At 45.0% G+C, this 18,759-nt stretch carries 12 protein-coding genes and 1 pseudogene; all 13 read right to left on the reverse strand.

What is annotated here, in order from left to right; genetic code table 11:
* Positions 1–1,155 precede the first annotated feature (1,155 nt).
* The 13 genes and pseudogenes from EIZ58_RS35270 to EIZ58_RS30860 all read right to left on the reverse strand — a co-directional run bounded on the left by EIZ58_RS35270 (position 1,156) and on the right by EIZ58_RS30860 (position 18,576).
* Positions 1,156–1,314, reverse strand: a complete 159-nt coding sequence (locus EIZ58_RS35270) for an Rrf2 family transcriptional regulator (protein WP_134704904.1) — start codon at positions 1,312–1,314, stop codon at positions 1,156–1,158.
* Positions 1,315–1,518: 204 nt separating this feature from the next.
* Positions 1,519–4,419 (reverse strand): glycoside hydrolase family 32 protein, encoded by a 2,901-nt coding sequence (locus tag EIZ58_RS30810; RefSeq protein WP_370297857.1) that lies wholly within the window; start codon positions 4,417–4,419, stop codon positions 1,519–1,521.
* Between the two features lie 69 nt (positions 4,420–4,488).
* Positions 4,489–5,115, reverse strand: a pseudogene (locus EIZ58_RS35275) (glycoside hydrolase family 32 protein); the annotation flags it as partial.
* Positions 5,116–5,172: 57 nt separating this feature from the next.
* A complete protein-coding gene (locus tag EIZ58_RS30815; protein ID WP_134704845.1) occupies positions 5,173–6,147 on the reverse strand; it encodes an ABC transporter permease in 975 nt (324 codons plus the stop codon).
* A 1-nt stretch (position 6,148) separates the two neighbouring features.
* Complete coding sequence (locus EIZ58_RS30820) at positions 6,149–7,693, reverse strand: sugar ABC transporter ATP-binding protein (RefSeq protein WP_134704847.1); 1,545 nt, start codon at positions 7,691–7,693, stop codon at positions 6,149–6,151.
* A 28-nt stretch (positions 7,694–7,721) separates the two neighbouring features.
* Positions 7,722–8,690 carry a substrate-binding domain-containing protein gene (locus EIZ58_RS30825; RefSeq protein WP_134704849.1) on the reverse strand — a complete coding sequence of 323 codons (969 nt, stop codon included), beginning with the start codon at positions 8,688–8,690 and terminating at the stop codon, positions 7,722–7,724.
* Between the two features lie 254 nt (positions 8,691–8,944).
* On the reverse strand, positions 8,945–9,742 hold the full coding sequence (locus EIZ58_RS30830) for a DeoR/GlpR family DNA-binding transcription regulator (RefSeq protein ID WP_134704851.1): 798 nt from the start codon (positions 9,740–9,742) through the stop codon (positions 8,945–8,947).
* A 109-nt stretch (positions 9,743–9,851) separates the two neighbouring features.
* The gene (locus EIZ58_RS30835) at positions 9,852–12,200 is read right to left on the reverse strand and encodes a GH32 C-terminal domain-containing protein (protein ID WP_134704853.1); all 2,349 of its coding nucleotides are present in this window, start codon (positions 12,198–12,200) and stop codon (positions 9,852–9,854) included.
* Complete coding sequence (gene licT / locus EIZ58_RS30840) at positions 12,197–13,039, reverse strand: BglG family transcription antiterminator LicT (RefSeq protein WP_134704855.1); 843 nt, start codon at positions 13,037–13,039, stop codon at positions 12,197–12,199. Before licT ends, EIZ58_RS30835 begins: the two co-directional genes overlap by 4 nt.
* Positions 13,014–14,417, reverse strand: a complete 1,404-nt coding sequence (locus tag EIZ58_RS30845) for a sucrose-specific PTS transporter subunit IIBC (protein WP_134704905.1) — start codon at positions 14,415–14,417, stop codon at positions 13,014–13,016. Before EIZ58_RS30845 ends, licT begins: the two co-directional genes overlap by 26 nt.
* Positions 14,418–14,508: 91 nt before the next feature.
* The gene (locus EIZ58_RS30850) at positions 14,509–15,810 is read right to left on the reverse strand and encodes a glycoside hydrolase family 68 protein (protein ID WP_134704857.1); all 1,302 of its coding nucleotides are present in this window, start codon (positions 15,808–15,810) and stop codon (positions 14,509–14,511) included.
* 66 nt (positions 15,811–15,876) lie between these two features.
* Positions 15,877–17,241, reverse strand: coding sequence for a glycoside hydrolase family 68 protein (locus tag EIZ58_RS30855; RefSeq protein ID WP_240689468.1), 1,365 nt, complete (start codon positions 17,239–17,241; stop codon positions 15,877–15,879).
* 6 nt (positions 17,242–17,247) lie between these two features.
* Positions 17,248–18,576, reverse strand: coding sequence for a glycoside hydrolase family 68 protein (locus EIZ58_RS30860; RefSeq protein ID WP_134704861.1), 1,329 nt, complete (start codon positions 18,574–18,576; stop codon positions 17,248–17,250).
* Between the last annotated feature and the right edge of the window lie 183 nt (positions 18,577–18,759).

Here is an 18,759-nt window from a genome sequence, read left to right on the forward strand (position 1 = left end):
TCTACTCGCGTTGGCATAAGATACTTAAAAGGCGTGGAGAACATGTTGATTGACTTCCTTTCCCTTTACATTATTTATAGGTTTATACTCCCGTTATTTGAATTCTCTTAATGGTCTGTTTTTTCCTCCCTATGGAAATCAATATCCTTCGTTTTGTGTGGGTCACAACGAAGCGTTGAAAAAGTAAAGCCAGTTAGCCCATCTTAATTGAAACCATTACGGGTTCGAGAGCAATTCATTGAGTTTTGTGACCAAACCTCCGAGATTATCTGGAATGGTTCCAGGTACGTGAGCAAACAGTACCTACTCGTGAGCATCCGTCACTTTTCCGTGAGCAAATCAGGAATTTCGTGACCATCCGACCACGGGCAAGGGGAATTGGGGCTGAAAACAGGGATAGATGAAAAATAAAAGCCTAATTACTTAGAAAATNTAGCACCGCGGACAAAGGGGATTTTCATTGGAGACGGTGGCCAGGAGGGCAAGCCCTCCTGGCCTGGGGGGGATACCCCCTCAGGTAGGGGACTGTCCCTCGTCACACAGTAAAGTGCGGAGCACTTTACTGTTGAGCGATTATTATTGCGACCTTTCCTTTCAATCCTAATTCTATCTATGCTGTCTCCTTTTTTATCGAATATTGATATAGAATAGTTTTTGCCGCAAGCTTGCATCCGACTGACTCAATTCCCGATAGCGGATAATAGCCAAACCAAGCATACCCCCTACCGGGTATTTTCAAGGACATTAATCAGTATAAGTTCACTCATGGTAGACATGTAATAAAAATCAGGATGAATAGATGGAAATTGTACACCTATTGATTAAAATTGAATGTGATCTCGTCTTCTAGGTGGAAAAACTCCACCTATTAGCTCGGAAAGCCCTATTCATAAGCTATTTTCATGCTTTAGTTGTCTTTTCTCCACCTATTTTACTTTTTACTCCTCTATTTTTTTTCGATAAGTGGACTTTCTCCACCTAACAATCGACCTCTATGATTCCACCATCTTTTTCTCGCAAAAGATATTTGATTACATGGCTTTTTTCAACTAAGTCTTTTATTGTGTAACTGACTAAAATTGACTGAAATTCTTCCTCAGCTTTTGAGATGATGAGAGAAATAAATAATTCTGAACCCGTTGTCGCAGGAACAGTTCAATGAGGTGTTGGTGTAGTACCGCTGAGCGCTCTATATACAGCTCCTACCGTGATCTGAAAGGGATCTTTTTTTAAAGCATAACCCCCATAACGCCCTCCCTGACTAACTACAAGATCCGTTTTAGAAAAATATAATCTACTGGGATGGAAATAAATTTAAGAGATAACTAAACCAGTCATCGAGCAATTCTCCAGCCAAATGGAAATGGTCTGGTAAAAGAATTAGAAAAAACTCGCGACCACATCGACATCTGTTTCATCGGTTGCTCTTCAAAACCATGCAAAGCATCCCAAATCTTGTTACAAAAAATCCCCTAGTTATTAAAACTAAGGGATATCCTGATTGATAGTTTCTTTATTTTATTGTTTTTTAGAACGATATTTAATATTATTGAACACAGTCGTTGAGTGCCATACATTCAATCCGGCATAGCCGTCTTTAAATGTATGATCTGCTGCTTCAATGACAAGCTTGTCACCAAGATAAACTTTGATATTTTCACCTTCTGTAACCACTTTCAGATGGTAATCCGTGTTTGCTTTTAATTGCAGTTTTCCGTCGGCATCGTAAACGGCAAGATCGTTGCCTCTTCCATCGGCAAACTTAATTAATTTTACTTTATTGTTGAGAATATCTACATTTGCAGCATAGGAATTTTTCCCATCTGCATCTGAACGGAATACTAATGCGCCCGCTCCGATTGGATTTCCAACTGTATCTTTTGATGGGGCGCTTGGGTGTGAATCGGTATCAAGCACTTTAATATTCGCTTCATACGAAAAATCACTGCCCTTTTCATTTGAAAGAATGAACCCATCCTCTTGGCTTTGGCCTTGCTTCCCAGCAATCGTATCGGTCCAAAGACCATTAACTATTGTCCACCCTGACATTTTTTTATGGACAGGGCTCTTTCCCCAAATGGATTTCAATGGGTAAATATTCAGCGATTTTAATGTGATATTTCCGCCCTTACTGTAAAGTTCCATCATGTTACTTGACGGCAACGAGAATAGTTGATCCGTAATAACGCTTACCCCATCGTTTCCAAATACCTCCAATGAGGAACGATCTAAGAAAATATGCATTTTTACTATTCCATCACCTGATGTCAGAGGAGCCGTGTGCTTTCCTTTAACATTTGGCCCAAAATTAAAGCTCCCAGAATGGTTCCTGTCTACAAATAGTTTCTGGTTAAGTACATCATAACCAATAGTTGTATTCTCGGTTTCACCCTTACGAACTTTAAATCCAAACTCTGTTGCTGTTGTGTGGGAAACATCAAATTCTGCAATCATTTCATACGTATCTCCGACTATTCCTGATAATAGGTTACTGTTTCCGGAAATGACCTCATCCTTAAACGATGTACGTTCATTGTTATTGCGGATGGATCTTAAAGAAATGGGTGTTTGTTTTAAGCGCAATCCCTCTTTTGTTTTGGTTAGCTCTAATTTCCTTGGCAGGGACATCGAGCTTCTCCAAGTTGTAGTAGGTGTATGGTTTGCATACTGCCAATTACTCATCCACCCAAGCCAGTATTTCTCTCCATTTTCCCCTTCAATCCCACTCCACTCTACCCCTGCATAAAAATCTGAACCATAGTCAGACCATAAGACTTTATCAGGCGAGTGATCACTGGTGAATTTTTTTCCATCAAAATGGCCGACAAAGTATTGCATCCCTGATCCGCCAGCTGTTGCACCGTCACCTATACTTACTTGTAAAACCCATTTTTTGTGGTTTGGATCTCCATCAACAGGCAATTGAAATAAGGCAGGGCATTCCCAAACCCCATTGTTGCTGCCGTAAGTGGAGGCTGTCCAATTACCTGTAACGGTAACCCAGTCCGTTAAATTTCCGCGATCTCTTTGTTCTGGTTCTTTAAGCTCCTGTGCTACCTTGTCTACTTCAGAAGGAATTTCTCCTGTATTGAAAACGTTTACTTTATCAAGATTAATATGGCCCCAGCCACCCGTAGCGTTATCGACTACCTTAATATAGACTACTTCTCCCAAAAACTTGGACGCGTCCCACACATAACGGCGATATTGTTCATTTGCAAATTTTGTATTTGACTGGCGAATTAATTCTTTGTCATCAGTTGCTCTTACTAAGGAGACATAAAGGTTTGTACTATCATTTCCTCCGCCAATCAATAGATTGATCTCACCGGAACCGCTTAGCTTAAAGGAAGAAGAATGCATTTCTCCTGTCGCATCGTCTCCTTTATGCTTATCGGAAAATCCCCAATAATGGTATGTTCCTTGTTGATCAAAGGAACCGCCCCAATATTGTGTCGTGTCGGTCACATGATCGTTTGTAAAGGCATCCCCCCTTACCACTTCCCAGCCAGTCAAATCTCCTGTTTCAAAATCGTGATTTTCAATTTCCTTTGCGTCCGTTACCATGTATTTGCCCTTCTTGACATTTTGGAACAAAACAGACGAGTTCCCAACATGGAGTCCAAATAACCCCTTAGAAAAAGTCGCATCATGGACTTCAAAAATAAGATGATCGTCTAAATATACGTTGATCTCGTCGCCGACTGCCGTTACTTTAAGTCGATACATGTGATTGGTTTCGATCTCGGTATTTTTCTCCTCAATCAAAGTTGCCATTCCATTTTCATGCTTGGCCAACTTGATTGTATCCGTTGAGGCATCAATGCTGGCAACATATCCATTCTCTCCATTCTCATCTGCGCGGAATACGAGTGAACCTGAGCCTTTTTCGCCCTCTTCACCTGAAATCGTGATTTCAGCCTCATAGCTGAATTGGTCTCCCTGATCTCCACTCATATGGTAGGCATCATCCTGGAAGTTGCCCTGTTTACCACCATTTGTATCGTTCCATGTACCATTTACTGATTTCCATCCTGACAGGTTGGTGATAAAGTTCGTTTTATTGTTAAATTCCACATTGCGAAACACAGCAGTTGAATTCCATGCAGCTAATCCAAACTGTCCATTTTCAAATGATATGTCTGTTACTTCAACAACCTTTTGATCATTCAGGTAGACTTCTAATTGACTTGTATCTGCCTCCACTTTTACACGATAGGTTTCGGAAGTTTCAATAGGTATTGATTTTGAAGCAAGATCAATCACTTTCCCCTGATCCATTTTACTTAATGTAACGACATCTTTTTCGGCATCTACTTTGGCCATATACGCATGAGATGCATCTTTATCCGAACGGAAAACCAGCCCTCCTGCACCTTCTCGGCCGTTCTTTTCAACAAGAGTGATATCCCCTTCCATTGTAAAGGATCCGCCTCTTTGAGGTGACAGGGTATAGGAGTATGCACCTGTTTGTCCGTTTGCTTGAATACCGCCGTCTGGGCCAAATTCACTTGCATATTCCCAATTTTTCAAATCTGGGGAAGTATAAAACATGATTTTATCTTTTGCAGCTAAAGACATGACCCATTGATGTGTTTCATCATGCCAAAATACTTTTGGGTCCCGCCAATCAGGAATCGGGGGATTTGGCATAACCGGATTCCCCTTATATTTTGTCCATGTTCTTCCTTTATCGTTGCTGTATGCAAGACTTTGAACTTGTCCCTTCTCGCCGGAATGAGTAAAGATGGCTACCATGGACTCTTTACCAAATCCTGCTGTATTGTTCCAATCAATCACCGCACTTCCTGAAAAAATATCCCCGTTTTCATCAGGAGATAAGGCAATCGGAAGATGCTCCCAATGTACTAAATCAGTACTGACAGCATGTCCCCAATGCATCGGCCCCCACGTTGTTCCATAAGGATAATGCTGGTAAAAAAGATGATATTCCCCATCATAATAAACCATTCCATTTGGATCATTCATCCAGTTTGTTTCAGGGGAAAAATGAAATTGGTTACGATATTCTTCTTGGTAATATCCCGGATCCGCCGCAAATGCCGGAACCACTAATGATAAACTTAGGGTACATGCAGCCCCTGCTGTCAACAGCTTTTTCACTGTTTTTTTCAATCGCTTCACTCCTTCTATTTTTGAGAATTCGTTTTCCTATTTAGAACGTAACCGGTCTAATAGAACGGCAAGAATAATGACTCCCCCTTTGATGACAAGCTGCCAATAATAATTCACATCCATTAAGGTAAGGCCGTTGCTGAGCACTCCCATGATCAGCGCCCCGATAATCGTACCCTGAATGGTACCAATCCCTCCGGCAAAGCTTGTGCCGCCAAGGATAACGGCAGCGATCGCATCCAATTCGAATCCGACACCGGCCGTAGGCTGACCGGAATACAATCGGCCAGCGAGAACCACTCCAGCAAGCCCAGCCAATAAGCCGCTTATGATATAGACCTTGATTAAGGTCGCTCCGACCTTGATCCCGGTAAGACTGGCTGCTTCTTCATTTCCTCCGATTGCATAGACATGCCTGCCAAACATGGTATATTTCAAAATAAAGAAGGCTATCGCGTAAACCAGTGCCATGATAAAAACAGGGGTAGGAATAGCCAGCACCGTGCCGGAACCGAAGAATTTAAACAGCGGATCCGTTAGTACAATCGGATACCCCGCACTTAATACATAAGCGATTCCCCGGATGTACGTAAAGCTTCCCAACGTAACGATAAAGGCCGGAAGCTTAGCCTTAGCCGTTAAGTAGCCGTTGATAAACCCAGCCAGGATCCCTGCCATCACTCCGACCGACATGGCAGGGATCGCATGGACCCCTTGCTGGGAGAGCATCACGGAGATAACCCCTGATAAGGCAACAGTAGACCCTACAGATAAGTCGATGCCCCCAGTCAGGATAACAAACGTCATCCCGGCCGCTAAGATCGAAATGATCGAAATTTGTTTCAATACGTTCAGAAGATTGTTAACCTCCAAGAAATTGGGTGTAAGTACCGAGAGGACGACACACATCAGCAAAAGGATCATCATCGTGCTATATCGGTTCCATAATTCCTTGAGGTTCGCCTTTTCCTTCAGATGTTTTACCTGTAAGGCATATCCTTCTATTTTCATGCTATCCCCCCGTCGCATAATACATGATCCTTTCCTGACTGGCTTCGTCCCTTGGTAAGTCTGCCCTTAACTTTCCTTCGTGCATGACGAGAACCCGGTCACAGACGCTCAATATTTCTGGAAGCTCGGAAGAAATCATGAGAATCGCCATTCCTGCTTTGGCTAGCTCATCAATGATTTTATAAATTTCCGCTTTTGCGCCTATGTCCACTCCTCGGGTCGGCTCATCCAAAAGCAAGATCTTGGGTTGTATCAGCAGCCATTTGGCCAGAACAACCTTTTGCTGATTCCCGCCGCTCAGGTTCACTACCTTCTGTTCAGGCGAGGAAACCTTAATCCCCATTTTTTTAATATAGTCTTCTGCATCCTGATGGATAGCGCTCCAATTCAAAACGCCTGACTTTTGATACTTTTGCAGCATCGTCATCGCAATGTTCTCTTTGACGGACAAGTGAAGAAACAAGCCTTGCTCTTTTCTGCTTTCGGGTACAAGGGAAATTCCGTTTTTAATCGCATCCCGATGAGAAGATATGTCCACTTTCTCTCCGTGTATCCACACCTCGCCGGATTTTTGGCGTGAGGACCCGAAAATGGTGCGCACCAGCTCCGTTCTTCCTGCACCCACTAAGCCGGCAAGCCCGACTACTTCGCCGGGATATACCTGCAACGTTACGCCTTTCACGGTCTTATGGTCGGATAATTCCTTGACTTCCAGTGCAGGAACGTTTCTTTTTAAAGATAAATTCATATTCGGCTTTCTTTGAAAGATATCTTTCGGTTCACGCCCCACCATTAATTTGACCAGATGATCCGGGTTGGTTTGGTCAATCGGCAAGCTGCTAACCCACTTTCCATCTCGAAATACCGTGCAGCGATCGGAAATCTTAAAAATTTCATCCATCCTGTGCGAAATATACACGATGGCAACCCCTTGTTTCTTCAACTCCTCAATCAGAATAAACAGCTTATCGATCTCTTTATCCGTAAGCGTAGCTGTCGGTTCATCCATGATTAAGATTTCCGCCTTAAAGGACAAGGCACGGGCGATTTCAACCATTTGCTGCTCGGCTACGCTTAAAGAAGAGACGAGCGTTTTCGAACGCAAATGGGAGCCGATAGATTCCAGAACTTCTGATGCATTCTCATGCACTTCCCGCCACTTGACCATGCCGAGCCTGTTACGGGGTAATGCCGTACCCATGTAAATGTTTTCAGCAATCGTCAAATTAGGGGAAAGCTTCAATTCCTGATGGACGACACTGATCCCATTCATTTTCGCTTCTAAGGGGCTTTTCCACACTACAGGCTTATTCTTGTATTCGATCGTTCCGGCATCCGGCTTATACACACCGGATAATATTTTCATTAGCGTTGATTTGCCCGCGCCATTTTCCCCCATCAAGGCATGAACTTCCCCTTGATAAAGTTCAAGCTGCACCTGATCGAGGGCCTTCACTCCTGGAAACTCTTTGCTTATCCCCGCCATTTTAAGAATAGGAGTATTTTTAGGCTGCGGATCTTTCCTGCTTAAAGGATAATGCACCATACTCCCCCCTTTTCCCTTCATGACATTTTTACCAGCCTTTATAGCTGTCTACCGAATCTTGCGTCACAAGCTCTACAGGAACTTTATTTTCAGGATCCACTTTCTCACCGTTGATGATCTTCAGGCCAATGTCAACCGCCTGCTTTACAATCATGTCCGGATGTTGAGCTGAGGTCGCCACAAAACTCTTGTTCTTTTTGAGCTCTTCTATGGCTTCCGGAGCGCCGTCAACTCCCAGGATAAAGAATTCTTTATCTCGGTTTGCCTGTTCTGCGGCGATTTGCACGCCAAGCGCTTCTGGATCATTAATCGCAAATACGGCGTCGATCTTCCCTGATGGATTCGCTTGTAAAATATTTTCCATGACCGTTAAGGCTTTTTCTCTGTTTCCTTCCCCGTTTTGCTTCGCTACCACCTTAACCTCCGAGCCTTTAATGGCATCTTCGAAACCTTTGATGCGATCCGTTACGGCAGTCACGGGCGGACCGTCGATGATCACAATGTTCCCCTTATTTTGCAAACGCTCCAAAAGGTATTCACCAGCCAGTTTTCCTGCTAAATAATTATCAGAAGATACGGTAGCATCCACTCCGCCCTCAGCTCCTACGTCAACGGCAATCACGGGAATTCCGGCCGCTTTCGCCTGGGCTACAGCAGCTGCAATACCTTTGGAGTCAACGGCATTCAAAAGGATCATATCCACCTTCTTCGTGATAAAATCCTCCACTTGAGCCATTTGCTTCGCTAAATCATAGTCAGCGCTTACAACAATGACTTCTCCTCCCAGTTCTTTTGCAGCTGCTTCAGCTCCCTTGGCCATCGAGACAAAGAACGGATTGCTAAGCGTACCCACGGTTAAGCCAATTTTTATCTTCTTTTCTTTAGAATCGGGTTCGGATGTTCCAGCCGTAGGGCTTCCTCCATTGCTGCAAGCTGTTGTTGTAAGCATCAGTAAAGCTATAAAAAGTGCAACTGCCATATGTAATGCTTTTTTCATTTTTGTTCCTCCCTTATTTGTTTGTTTGTCTTTTTGACCGCCCTTCCGAATTCCTTTTGGCTACCACCTTCCCCGTTTGTGCGTGTTTGCATGATTTGATCAAAAATAACCATAATTCATCACAACTTCTACTTACCATTGATTAATTATGATTATTTTTGATTATATATGACCATTCAGAAAATAACAACAATTTTTTTGTATAAATCTCCCATGTTTTTTCGCCAAAAAAAAACCACATGAAAGATCATCTCTCATGTGGTGATATCCGCAAGATACACATCGACCCCTGCTTCCTCCAGTTTTCTCACAAACGCTTGAGGAGTATTGGCATCCATAATGCACTTGTCAATCTTATTCAATTCAGCAAAGTTAGCAAAGGCGGTTTTTTCCGCTTTGCTGTGGTCTGCCAGCAAGATCACTTCCTTTGACCTCTCAATCATCTTCCTTTTCGTTGCCGCTTCCAGGAGGTTCGGCGTCGTCAGCCCTCCTTCAACCTCGATCCCGTTTGTCGCAATAAAAGCTTTATCCACTCTGATCATCGACAGCGTAGCCTCTGCAATCGGACCGACCAGCGCACACGTTTCTTTTCGCACATTCCCCCCCACGATCACGACCTCAATTCCCGGTACATCCGTTAGCTCTTGGGCAAGAACGGGTGAATTGGTTACGACAGTCAGCCTGGAAAAAGCATGCAGCTCCTTTGCCAGTTGAAAGGTGGTCGTTCCGGAATCAAGGATAATGGTATCTCCCTCTTTAATAAATTCCATTGCTTTTTTCGCGATGGCTCTCTTCTCTTCCTGAAATGTATCTTCCTTCTCATTAAAGCTAGGCTCAAAGTTGACAAAGCTAGGTTCAAAGTTGACGTTTTGGAGAGAGACCGCTCCCCCATGCGTCCTTCGCAGCCATTTTTCTTCCTCTAATTCTTTTAAGTCTCTTCGTATGGTAGACCCGGATACGTTGAGATAGTCGATTAATTCCGGAACGGAAGCTCTCCTATGGTCTCGAATGTACTCCATGATTTTCTTTTTCCTCTCTTCGGCATATAACATGAAATGCTGCACCTCTATATCCTATATTTTCATTCCACCGAATCCGGTGAAAATGTTTTCAATGCACACATTTCAAGTATAATGCATAATTGAAAATCTCAGCAAACGATTATCTCTCTAGTTCATCTTCTTCTCCTTTAATAGCTGTACCCAGGCTCCATACTCTCATGGAGCGTACCCATGGCTCTCCATCCATTCCGAATACCTCAAGGCCTTTTGATTGCTCTAACATGGGAAATACGCGTGAGGAAATACTTTTTTCATGATTTGCGTATACTTCCACGATGGATTTGTCTACAAATACATGTAACGTTAAGATACCGTCTTCAAGATGTAGTTCTCCACCTTGAATCCCTTTTTCAATATGGGGATTTTTACTTGAACGGTCTCTGTTAATATTCATTGTTTTATTTTCATTATTATAAAAAATGATCGTTTCTTCCTCGCCATTTGGATCTTTTAATAGTTTTAAGCCCGCTTCTTTTGCATCAAAAATATCCAGTTCCAGCTCAATTTCGACTTGATCGCTTTGAATGCCCTCAAGCTGTTTATTCGCTTCTGCCATGGTCACATTCTCGGCAACTGCCAGCTCCTCGAGGCGGAGGGAGTGGACCTCTTCAATCGGGCGAAGGCCAAGACCTTGCTTATCATTCAAGTAAATTTCAAGAGGCAATCCGGCTCCATGCGCCCACCCTGATTGATATTTATCTTTTTCTGAACGACGGTCTTGCAAAATGCTTGTAAGGATCGTACGGCCTTTTTCATCTACAAATCCTTGCGCACCTGTAAAATGTTCTCCGTAATCAAACAGGCTGGGTTCCTCGTTTTCCGGAGTAAACTCCATCCTATGGGGATCCCAGGTTCCGATCCAATAAAACGTATAGCGAGAGGCATATGGACTGCTGGACATAAAATAAGGGCTCACCATAAACACATATTTTAGTTGACCTGTTCCTTCATTTTTAATCGGTACCAAAAACGGCATTTCCCATACCTCTCCGGTACGCGGGAATCTATTTTTATTGCCGATCATAAATGGCTTTTCATACTTCCAATGCTCCATGTCATCTGAAGTATAAAGTAAAGCGGTTCCTCCTGATCCCTCTACGCCTGAACCAACCAACTGGTACCACTTGTCCCCATCTTTCCATACATAGGGATCGCGGAATTGCCCAAACATCACTTTTCCTTCTGGCGTATCCCTATGTTCTTCTTGAATCGTTACAGGATCAGGCTTCATGATCCACTGATCTAAGTGGACATCATTGGCATCAGCTGGACGTGCCATGCCTGTCATTTGATTCGGGATCATTTCATCGTGCCCTGCTGTGTAGAACAGCACGGGTACGCCGTTTTGATCGTGTGCTGCACTCCCCGACCACACCCCGTCGCGTGCAGCTGTTCCTTCTGTCGGGCTTAATGCCATCGGCCGGTCTTCCCAATGAATCAGATCATCACTCGTCGCGTGTCCCCAATGAATCTGATGCCAAAAAGGACCGGCCGGGTTGAACTGATAAAATAAATGGTATTTGCCTTTATAGTAAATAGGGGCATGAGGTTCATTCATCCAATGCTGAGGAGCGGTAAAATGGTAATTCGGGCGATAGCGGTCGCCTTTATAAACCGTTCTGTCAAACGACGTATCCGGTTTTGGAAACTCATCCTTAAAGGTTTCACTCCCCTTTTCGTATTGCTGCTTCACCTGTTCATCGCTGAATGCTCGATTGTACAGGGAGACATTGTCCATTAATCCATTAAACATATTCACTTGAAACACATCGGAAACGGAAACGGCCTGATTATGTTTACCCACCAGCAAGGGTTGGCTTTCAGCGGGCGTAAGCTCACTGTTTTCAGGCACTTCCTTTTCTTGTACGAGCTCGCCGTTTAAATACAGGGAAATTTTATGCTGTTCTTGATGGAATTGCGCAACAAGGTAAGACCATTGATCTTTCGGCAGGATGTTTCCCTGCGGTGACCATATTTCGTGCCATTCGCCGTTAAGAGCCAACTGAAAGGTCACATAACCATGTCGTCCCATGCCTACAAGGAATCCTTGCTTATCTTCTTTATGATGTTGATTGATAATGACCGATGGTTGTCCGTTATCTCCCCATTCATAAGCTCTCGGCGCAACCCATGCTTCGATGGCAAAAGACCCTGTTGGCTGGTGAACCTTCTCAGGGGCCAGTTCAAGCCAAGTCGAATACCCGTCAAACAATAAGGACGTGCCGCTAATGCCGCCTTTCCATTCGGGATCTGATTCCAATGCATAATGAATCATTGACGGCGCATGTTGAGCGTGATCATAAGTGACCTTTCCGTTTCCTTCATCAAATCCCCATTGGTGGAGAGCTAGATCGCTCGGTTTATTCATGGGCTTATCCATAACAGCTTCTATGATCATGACGATGGCGAGTCCCATTAGTCCTATCCATACCATCCTTTGCTTACTCATCTTAAAACCAATCTGTTATAAATTCGTTGAATTTGCATCGCAATGTATACCAATTCCATTTCCGGGAGTTCAAAGTCATATTCCTCCCTTACGAAATGGCCTACTTGTTGCGCGCAGGAAAAAGCTTCTTTATACTTTTCTTTCACCATTTCCGACATTTCCGGGTCTAAATCAAACAACGATTCGCCTGTTTCCGAACGTTGTACGGCATAGCGCAAATGCGTGATCAATCGCTCATAAGAAACCGAACCTTCATCCATCTTGATATTTAGGCTGCTTTCAATGATGTCTACCATATCCCGGATCATGGACGTGATGTCCAATGTTTTTTCCATATCTCCGGCATTCATCTTCGCCGTGTGGATATGCAGGGCAATATACCCCACCTCATCTTCCGGGATTTCAATCTCCAACTTCTCGAGAATCAATGATTTTGCCCAGCATCCAATTTGAAATTCTTTCGGGTACAAGATTTTGACTTCATTAAGTAAGGTGTTTTTGATCACCATTCCCTTGGTTAATCGTTCAAGGGCAAATGACAAGTGGTCGGTAAGGGCGATGTGAATATGGTCATTTAAGGAAACGCCCAGCTCTTTTTCCGTATAGGATATGATTTTCTCTGCGACTTGGATATGCTCCTCAGGCAGCGTGGTTACGATTTCTTCAAATTTTTCGTACTCTGACCTATCTTTCATGACAAAGATTTTTTCAATTTTCGATTGAACGACGGGATCGTTCTTTTTTTTCTGGAAACCGACCCCTAACCCCATGACAATTTTTTCTTCTCCTTTATCGCTCACCAGTACGGTATTGTTATTTAATATTTTTTTGATTTTCATGGTGTTCCTCCTTTATTCCCATGATCCAAGTCGCCAAAAACGCAGAAACAACCGAAACGGCTAAGCCGATGAGATAGTGGATGAGGTTCGGCAACCCAAGCGGCGCGGTGATCGCAATCATGGGAATTCCCGTCAATCCGTAGGCATTGGCTGCGACATGCATATAGGCAACATACGCTCCGCCTAGTGCCCCTCCAATCGCCGCCCCCATAAACGGCTTCACTAACCGAAGGTTAATTCCGAAAATCACAGGCTCAATGATGCCTAAAAATGATGAGAAGGCAGCAGGTATGGCGATCTCCTTCAGTTTCTTATTTTTCGTTTTGAAAAATACGGCTAAAGCGGCCCCGCCTTGGGCAACATTCGCCATCGACCAAATCGGCAGTAGAAAATTGACTCCAACCTTCGGATCAGCGAGCAGACCTGCCTCTATCGCGTGTATGCTATGATGCAATCCGCTAATCACAATGAATGTATAGATCCCCCCCAAAAGGAATCCGGCCATGAGTCCGCCGAACTGAAAGAGATGGACCAGACTTTCTGTAATCAAGTGGCCTATCCACATGCCCAATGGCCCCATCACAAACAGGGAGATGAAGCCCGTAAAGGCGACGGTCAAGAAAGGGATCACCAATAAATCCAAATGCTCAGGAACCCATTTCCTCAAGCCTTTTTCTATCTTGCTCATCACGTAGACCGATAGCAAAATCGGGATGACCGTCCCTTGATAGCCGATCAATGCGATGTTTAAGCCAAGCACATCGATATATTCCGGGACCCTGGTTCCGAGTTCCGAAGGATTCAATAATGCAGGGTGGGTCAAGATGCCGCCTATGACAGCTCCCAGGAATGGATGGCTCCCGAATTCTTTAGCGGAACTGAATCCGATAAGGATAGGCAAGATAATAAAGGCGGAACTCGATAAAATATGAAGGATCGTCATCCAAGAACTATCCGGAGCAATCCAATCAAAGGCCTTCACCATTCCGATAAAACCCATTAATAAGCCGCTCGCCACAATGGCGGGGATAATGGGGACAAAGATGCCGGATAAGGTCTTTACAAATCGGGTGATCAGACTTGGCTCCGTCCGATTTTCTTCGATGCGGGGCTTAGGATGGTCCGATACAGTCCCCTCCACTTCCATCAGCACCTTATAAATTCTGTTTACTTTGCCTGCCCCAAAAATAATTTGAATTTGCCCGTGTCTCGTATACACCCCTTCTACACTATCCACCTTTTCGATGGCCTCCAGATCAGCAAGAGCTTCGTCTTGAAGGGTTAAGCGGAGACGGGAAGCGCAATGCGTGGCTCCCGTAATATTTTCGTTTCCTCCTACCAACGGCAAAAGCTTTTTTACAATTTCCTTGGAATTGATCCTAGCGATGTTCCATTCCCCCTCGGCCTTGCATGGTATAGTAAAGAGCAAAGACGCCCAGTGACTTACTGAACGTCAAAAAGCCTCATCTTTATTTGAATACACCCTGTTTCTTTTCATGGACAATTTTCGTTTGGTCACCGGTAATCGAAAGCTTTAATGAGGGAGCCAGCATACCGCCGAAATGCTCCTTTTCATAGTCCGGCCCTTGTTCGCCAATCTCGTAGATGTTTTTCCCTTCCACATTCACATAGTTTACAAAGCTTATGACCGTGCCGTTAGGCATAACCATCCAAGAATAGGCTTGATAGGGATTGTCTTTGGGGTTGGCGATCACCAGTCCGCTGCCATTAAGCGGCTTATAGCCTCCAATCAAAGATGGGGAGGTAAAACCATATAACCCTTCCGGTGCATCTAGACCGGGTGCAAACTTTTCCGGGTGGGTCTTGGTAAAAAGATAATAGCGATTTCCTTTCACCATCATGCTCGGTCGCTCGAGCTCTTCATTGACACAGTTTGCTTCCAGCAGCGGAGGCAGCACTTCAAATTCAGTGAGACGATCATTGACAGCTTTAGCCATCCCTATACTTCCATTAAAGGACTTGGAACCGGGATGCTCCTTCTGACAAGTCCTTTCCGCTAAAGATCCGGCGGAATTGGCTTCAAATAAGATGTACTCTTCTCCCGTCTTGGGATCTTGGAAGAAGTATGGATCGCGGAAGGCGTAAGAAGAAAACTCCCCTTGGCTGGCTTGATCCTGTGTTTGATAGTATTGGCCATCTGGCTCAAGGATAATTTTATGATCAGACCAATTGGTAAAAGTAACAGAAGAGTTAGTAGTCACGATATTTGCCGTTGCTGTAGCTAAACGCTGTTCATAAGTCAGACGTTCCTCGTTTTTTCGTCCTGTTGCCGTGTAGAAGATATGGAATTTTCCATCTTTATTCACAATTGCCGAACCTGCCCATTGCCTGGAACCTAACCCTTGACCATCGTTAAATAAAAGCCCGCCGAGCTTCCAGCTCTTTCCGTCTTTGGAATGAAAATATCGGATTTCAGCCGTATCGTGCCGCTTCCCCGGCGTGACATCACTCGGCACCGTGAGCGCAAAGATGATTTTATGCCCGTTGACAACCGCGGGATGCCCGTTGCGGTCCTGCAGCGGCCAGGTATCCCAAATATGGTACTCCGGCGTTAATTCTTCAAGGTCTTCGATAGGAATGAGAGGCGCCGTATTGCTTTCATTCATAGTGATTTGACTTACGGCTTCACGGGACCAGTTAAATACGGTTGACGTTTCTTTCGCGGAAACGCCTGAACTGACCGTGACCATCGCAGAAAGTCCAATAACGGCTGCCGAAAAGCATTTTAAGGCTGTTTTCCATTTTTTCATCGTTTAGTCTCCTATCTTTCGGAAAAGGGCATGGCCAATCAGCCCCTGCCGATTGACCATGTCTATTTACTGTTTAATCGTTCCTGGTTCCAGTTCGTTTTGCACTTTCGTGCGGTCACCTTTAATGGAAAGCTTCACGGTAGGCGCCAAGGTGCCTCCAAAATGACTCATCTGGTACTCCGGAGTCTGGTTTCCGACGTCACCGATGGACAAGTTTCCCAGATCTCCGAAATGGGCGAAACCGACGACATTCAAATTAGGGAGAACCAGCCAAGAATAGGCTTGGTATGGATTATCCGAAGGATTGGCCAGAACCAGTCCGCTTCCGTTCAAGGGTTTATATCCGCCGAACAGGGAGTCGGAAACGAAACCATATAAGCCTTCCGGCCCGTTCAGACCCTCCGCGTATTTGTTGATGTGGCTGTCCGTAAACAGGTAGTACTTTTTATCTTTCATCACGATATGCGGACGCTCCAGTTCTTCGTTTACGAAATTCGCTTCCAGAAGAGGAGGGAGAAGCTTGATTTTCGAGAAATCTCCGCCTTCCACTTCGGCGATGCCGATGTTTCCGTTAGCATGAGCGGCCCCTTCCGGCACGTGATGCTGCGCGGCGAATTCAGAGCTTCCGACATATTCCGGCTTCAGCTTGCGTTCGGTAACAGCGCCACCGGAATTCCCTTCGAACAACAGATATTCTTTGCCCGTTTTCGGGTCTTTGAACCACATCGGATCACGGAAGGCGTAACCTCCCCCTTCACCCTGCCGAGCTTGTTCTACGGTCTGATAGTATTTTCCGTCCGGCTCCAATAGAATGCGGTGATCGCCCCAATTTACGAAGCGTACCCCTTGGCTGTCGGCGACGATATCACCCGTGGCCATGGCCAAACGCTGCTCGTAGGTCAGTCGCTCTTCGCCCTTATGTCCCGTTGCGGTATAGAACGCATGAATCTTGCCATTGTCCGTCATGGCCGAACCTGCCCACTGGCGGGAACCTAACGCGGATCCAGCTGGGAACAATTCTCCGCCCAAGGTCCAGTCTTTGCCGTTTTTCGAATAAAAGTAACGGATGGTGGCAATGTCGTGAACTTTGCCCGGCAACACGTCGTCCGGAGCGGAAAGCGCAAAAATCACTTTCCAGCCTTTGATCGAAGCGACGTTCCCATCACGGTCACTTAGCGGCCACGTATCCCAAATGTGATACCCAGGCGCTAATTTCTCCAGTTTGCTGATGTCGGTGTAAGGCAAGGTATTATCTTGATTGAGTTCAATTTTTGAAGCCTGTTCGCGTGTCCAATGAACGGTGTAATCCCCGTCCTGGGCTTGTACTGGCAGCGACGTGAAGCCGGAAGCTACAATGCTGGCTGCCAAGGCAAGGGCGGACCATGCTTTCTTGTTTTTGCGGATCATTTTATTGCTCCTTTCGATTCTCATGATTTATTAGCGGTTTGGACCAAATGGTTTAATTTCCCCATTTTTTTGCTCTTTGATAATGGCCGATTTATCGCCATCCAAGGATATTTTCAGCGTTGCCGCGAAAGTGCCGCCGAATTGTACTTGGCCGTTTTCATCTTTCGGTTCGTTAATGAAGCTGATCACCTGCTGGTTCGGAAGCACCATCCAAGAATACGCTTGATAAGGGTTTTCCTTTGGATTACCGATAACCAGACCGCTTTCGTTCATCGGCTTGTACTCGCTGCGCAGACCCTTTCCTACAAAACCGTACACACCGTCAGGACCCGTCAAGCCAGGAGCATAGGTAAAGGTATGGCTGATCGTGAACAGGTTATAGTCATCGCCATTTACGACTACGTGCGGCCGCTCCAACTGATGGTTGGCACCTACGGATTCAAGAAGCGGCGGAAGGAGCTTCAGCTTGGTGACGTCCTTATCAAGCACTTCTGCGATCCCGATATTACCGTTGTACAAATGCGCACCTTCTGGAACACTATGGGTCTTGCGATATTCTTCATCGCCGATATTTTCCGGTTTCAAGTGGCTTCTATCGCTGCCGGCTTGACCTTCAAAAATGATGTACTCTTTACCGGTATTCGGATCCTGGAAGAAGAACGGATCGCGGAATGCCGTGATGATGTTGCCATTCCAGCTTTCCATCGTTTCGTAATATTTACCGTCCGCCTCAAGGATAATTTGGTGTGGACCTTCGTTGGTCAAGCTTACGCCGTTTTTATCCGCTTTGATGTCGAAGGTCGTCTTAGCGAGTCGCTGCTCAGCCCTTCTAACCCACTCGTGATTATCCCAGTTGCTTTTATCGCCGGTTGCCGTATAGAACAAATGAACTTTGCCCTTCTCATCCATCATCGCTGTTCCGGCCCACTGCATATGGCCTAATGCTTTATCATAGTTATATGGAATGCCGGCGTAAGTCCAATCTTTTCCGTTTTTCGAATAGAACATGCCGATTCTGGCTTCTGTATGGCGGTCATTCCAACCGAGAGAGCGCGGAGCGACCAAGGCGAATGCAATTTTGTACCCATTAACGATCGTAAGGGAACCATCTCTATTCTGAAGCGGCCAAGTGTCCCAAACCCACTGATCCGGTGCAACCAGCTTGAAGTCCATCTCAACCATTGGAGCCGTGGTCTCTTTGGTGAGAGTCACCTTTTCCGCTTGCTGACGGGACCAGATGGCGGTGTAATCATCAGCCACATTCGCTGCAAGCGCCGGAAAGGCAGCAAGGCAGTTGGCCGCCAAGACTGTAGTGATCGCCAATCTTTTAAACTTGGATTTACTAGTTTTACTCATCATTTGTGAAGCCTCCTTGTAATGTTTGCAGGAAGTTGACTCAACCGGTGATTGGAAAAATAGAAATAAAAAAGACCTAAAATGCATAAGGAGGTGTACAGAAAAAAGTACACTTTTCCCCTTAAAGCATTTTAGGTCTTGCCTGCTCAAAACCAGTCACAATCCCTACAATATTTTCTTTTCACC

This window comes from Ammoniphilus sp. YIM 78166, assembly GCF_004522215.1.
Lineage (GTDB): Bacteria > Bacillota > Bacilli > Aneurinibacillales > RAOX-1 > YIM-78166.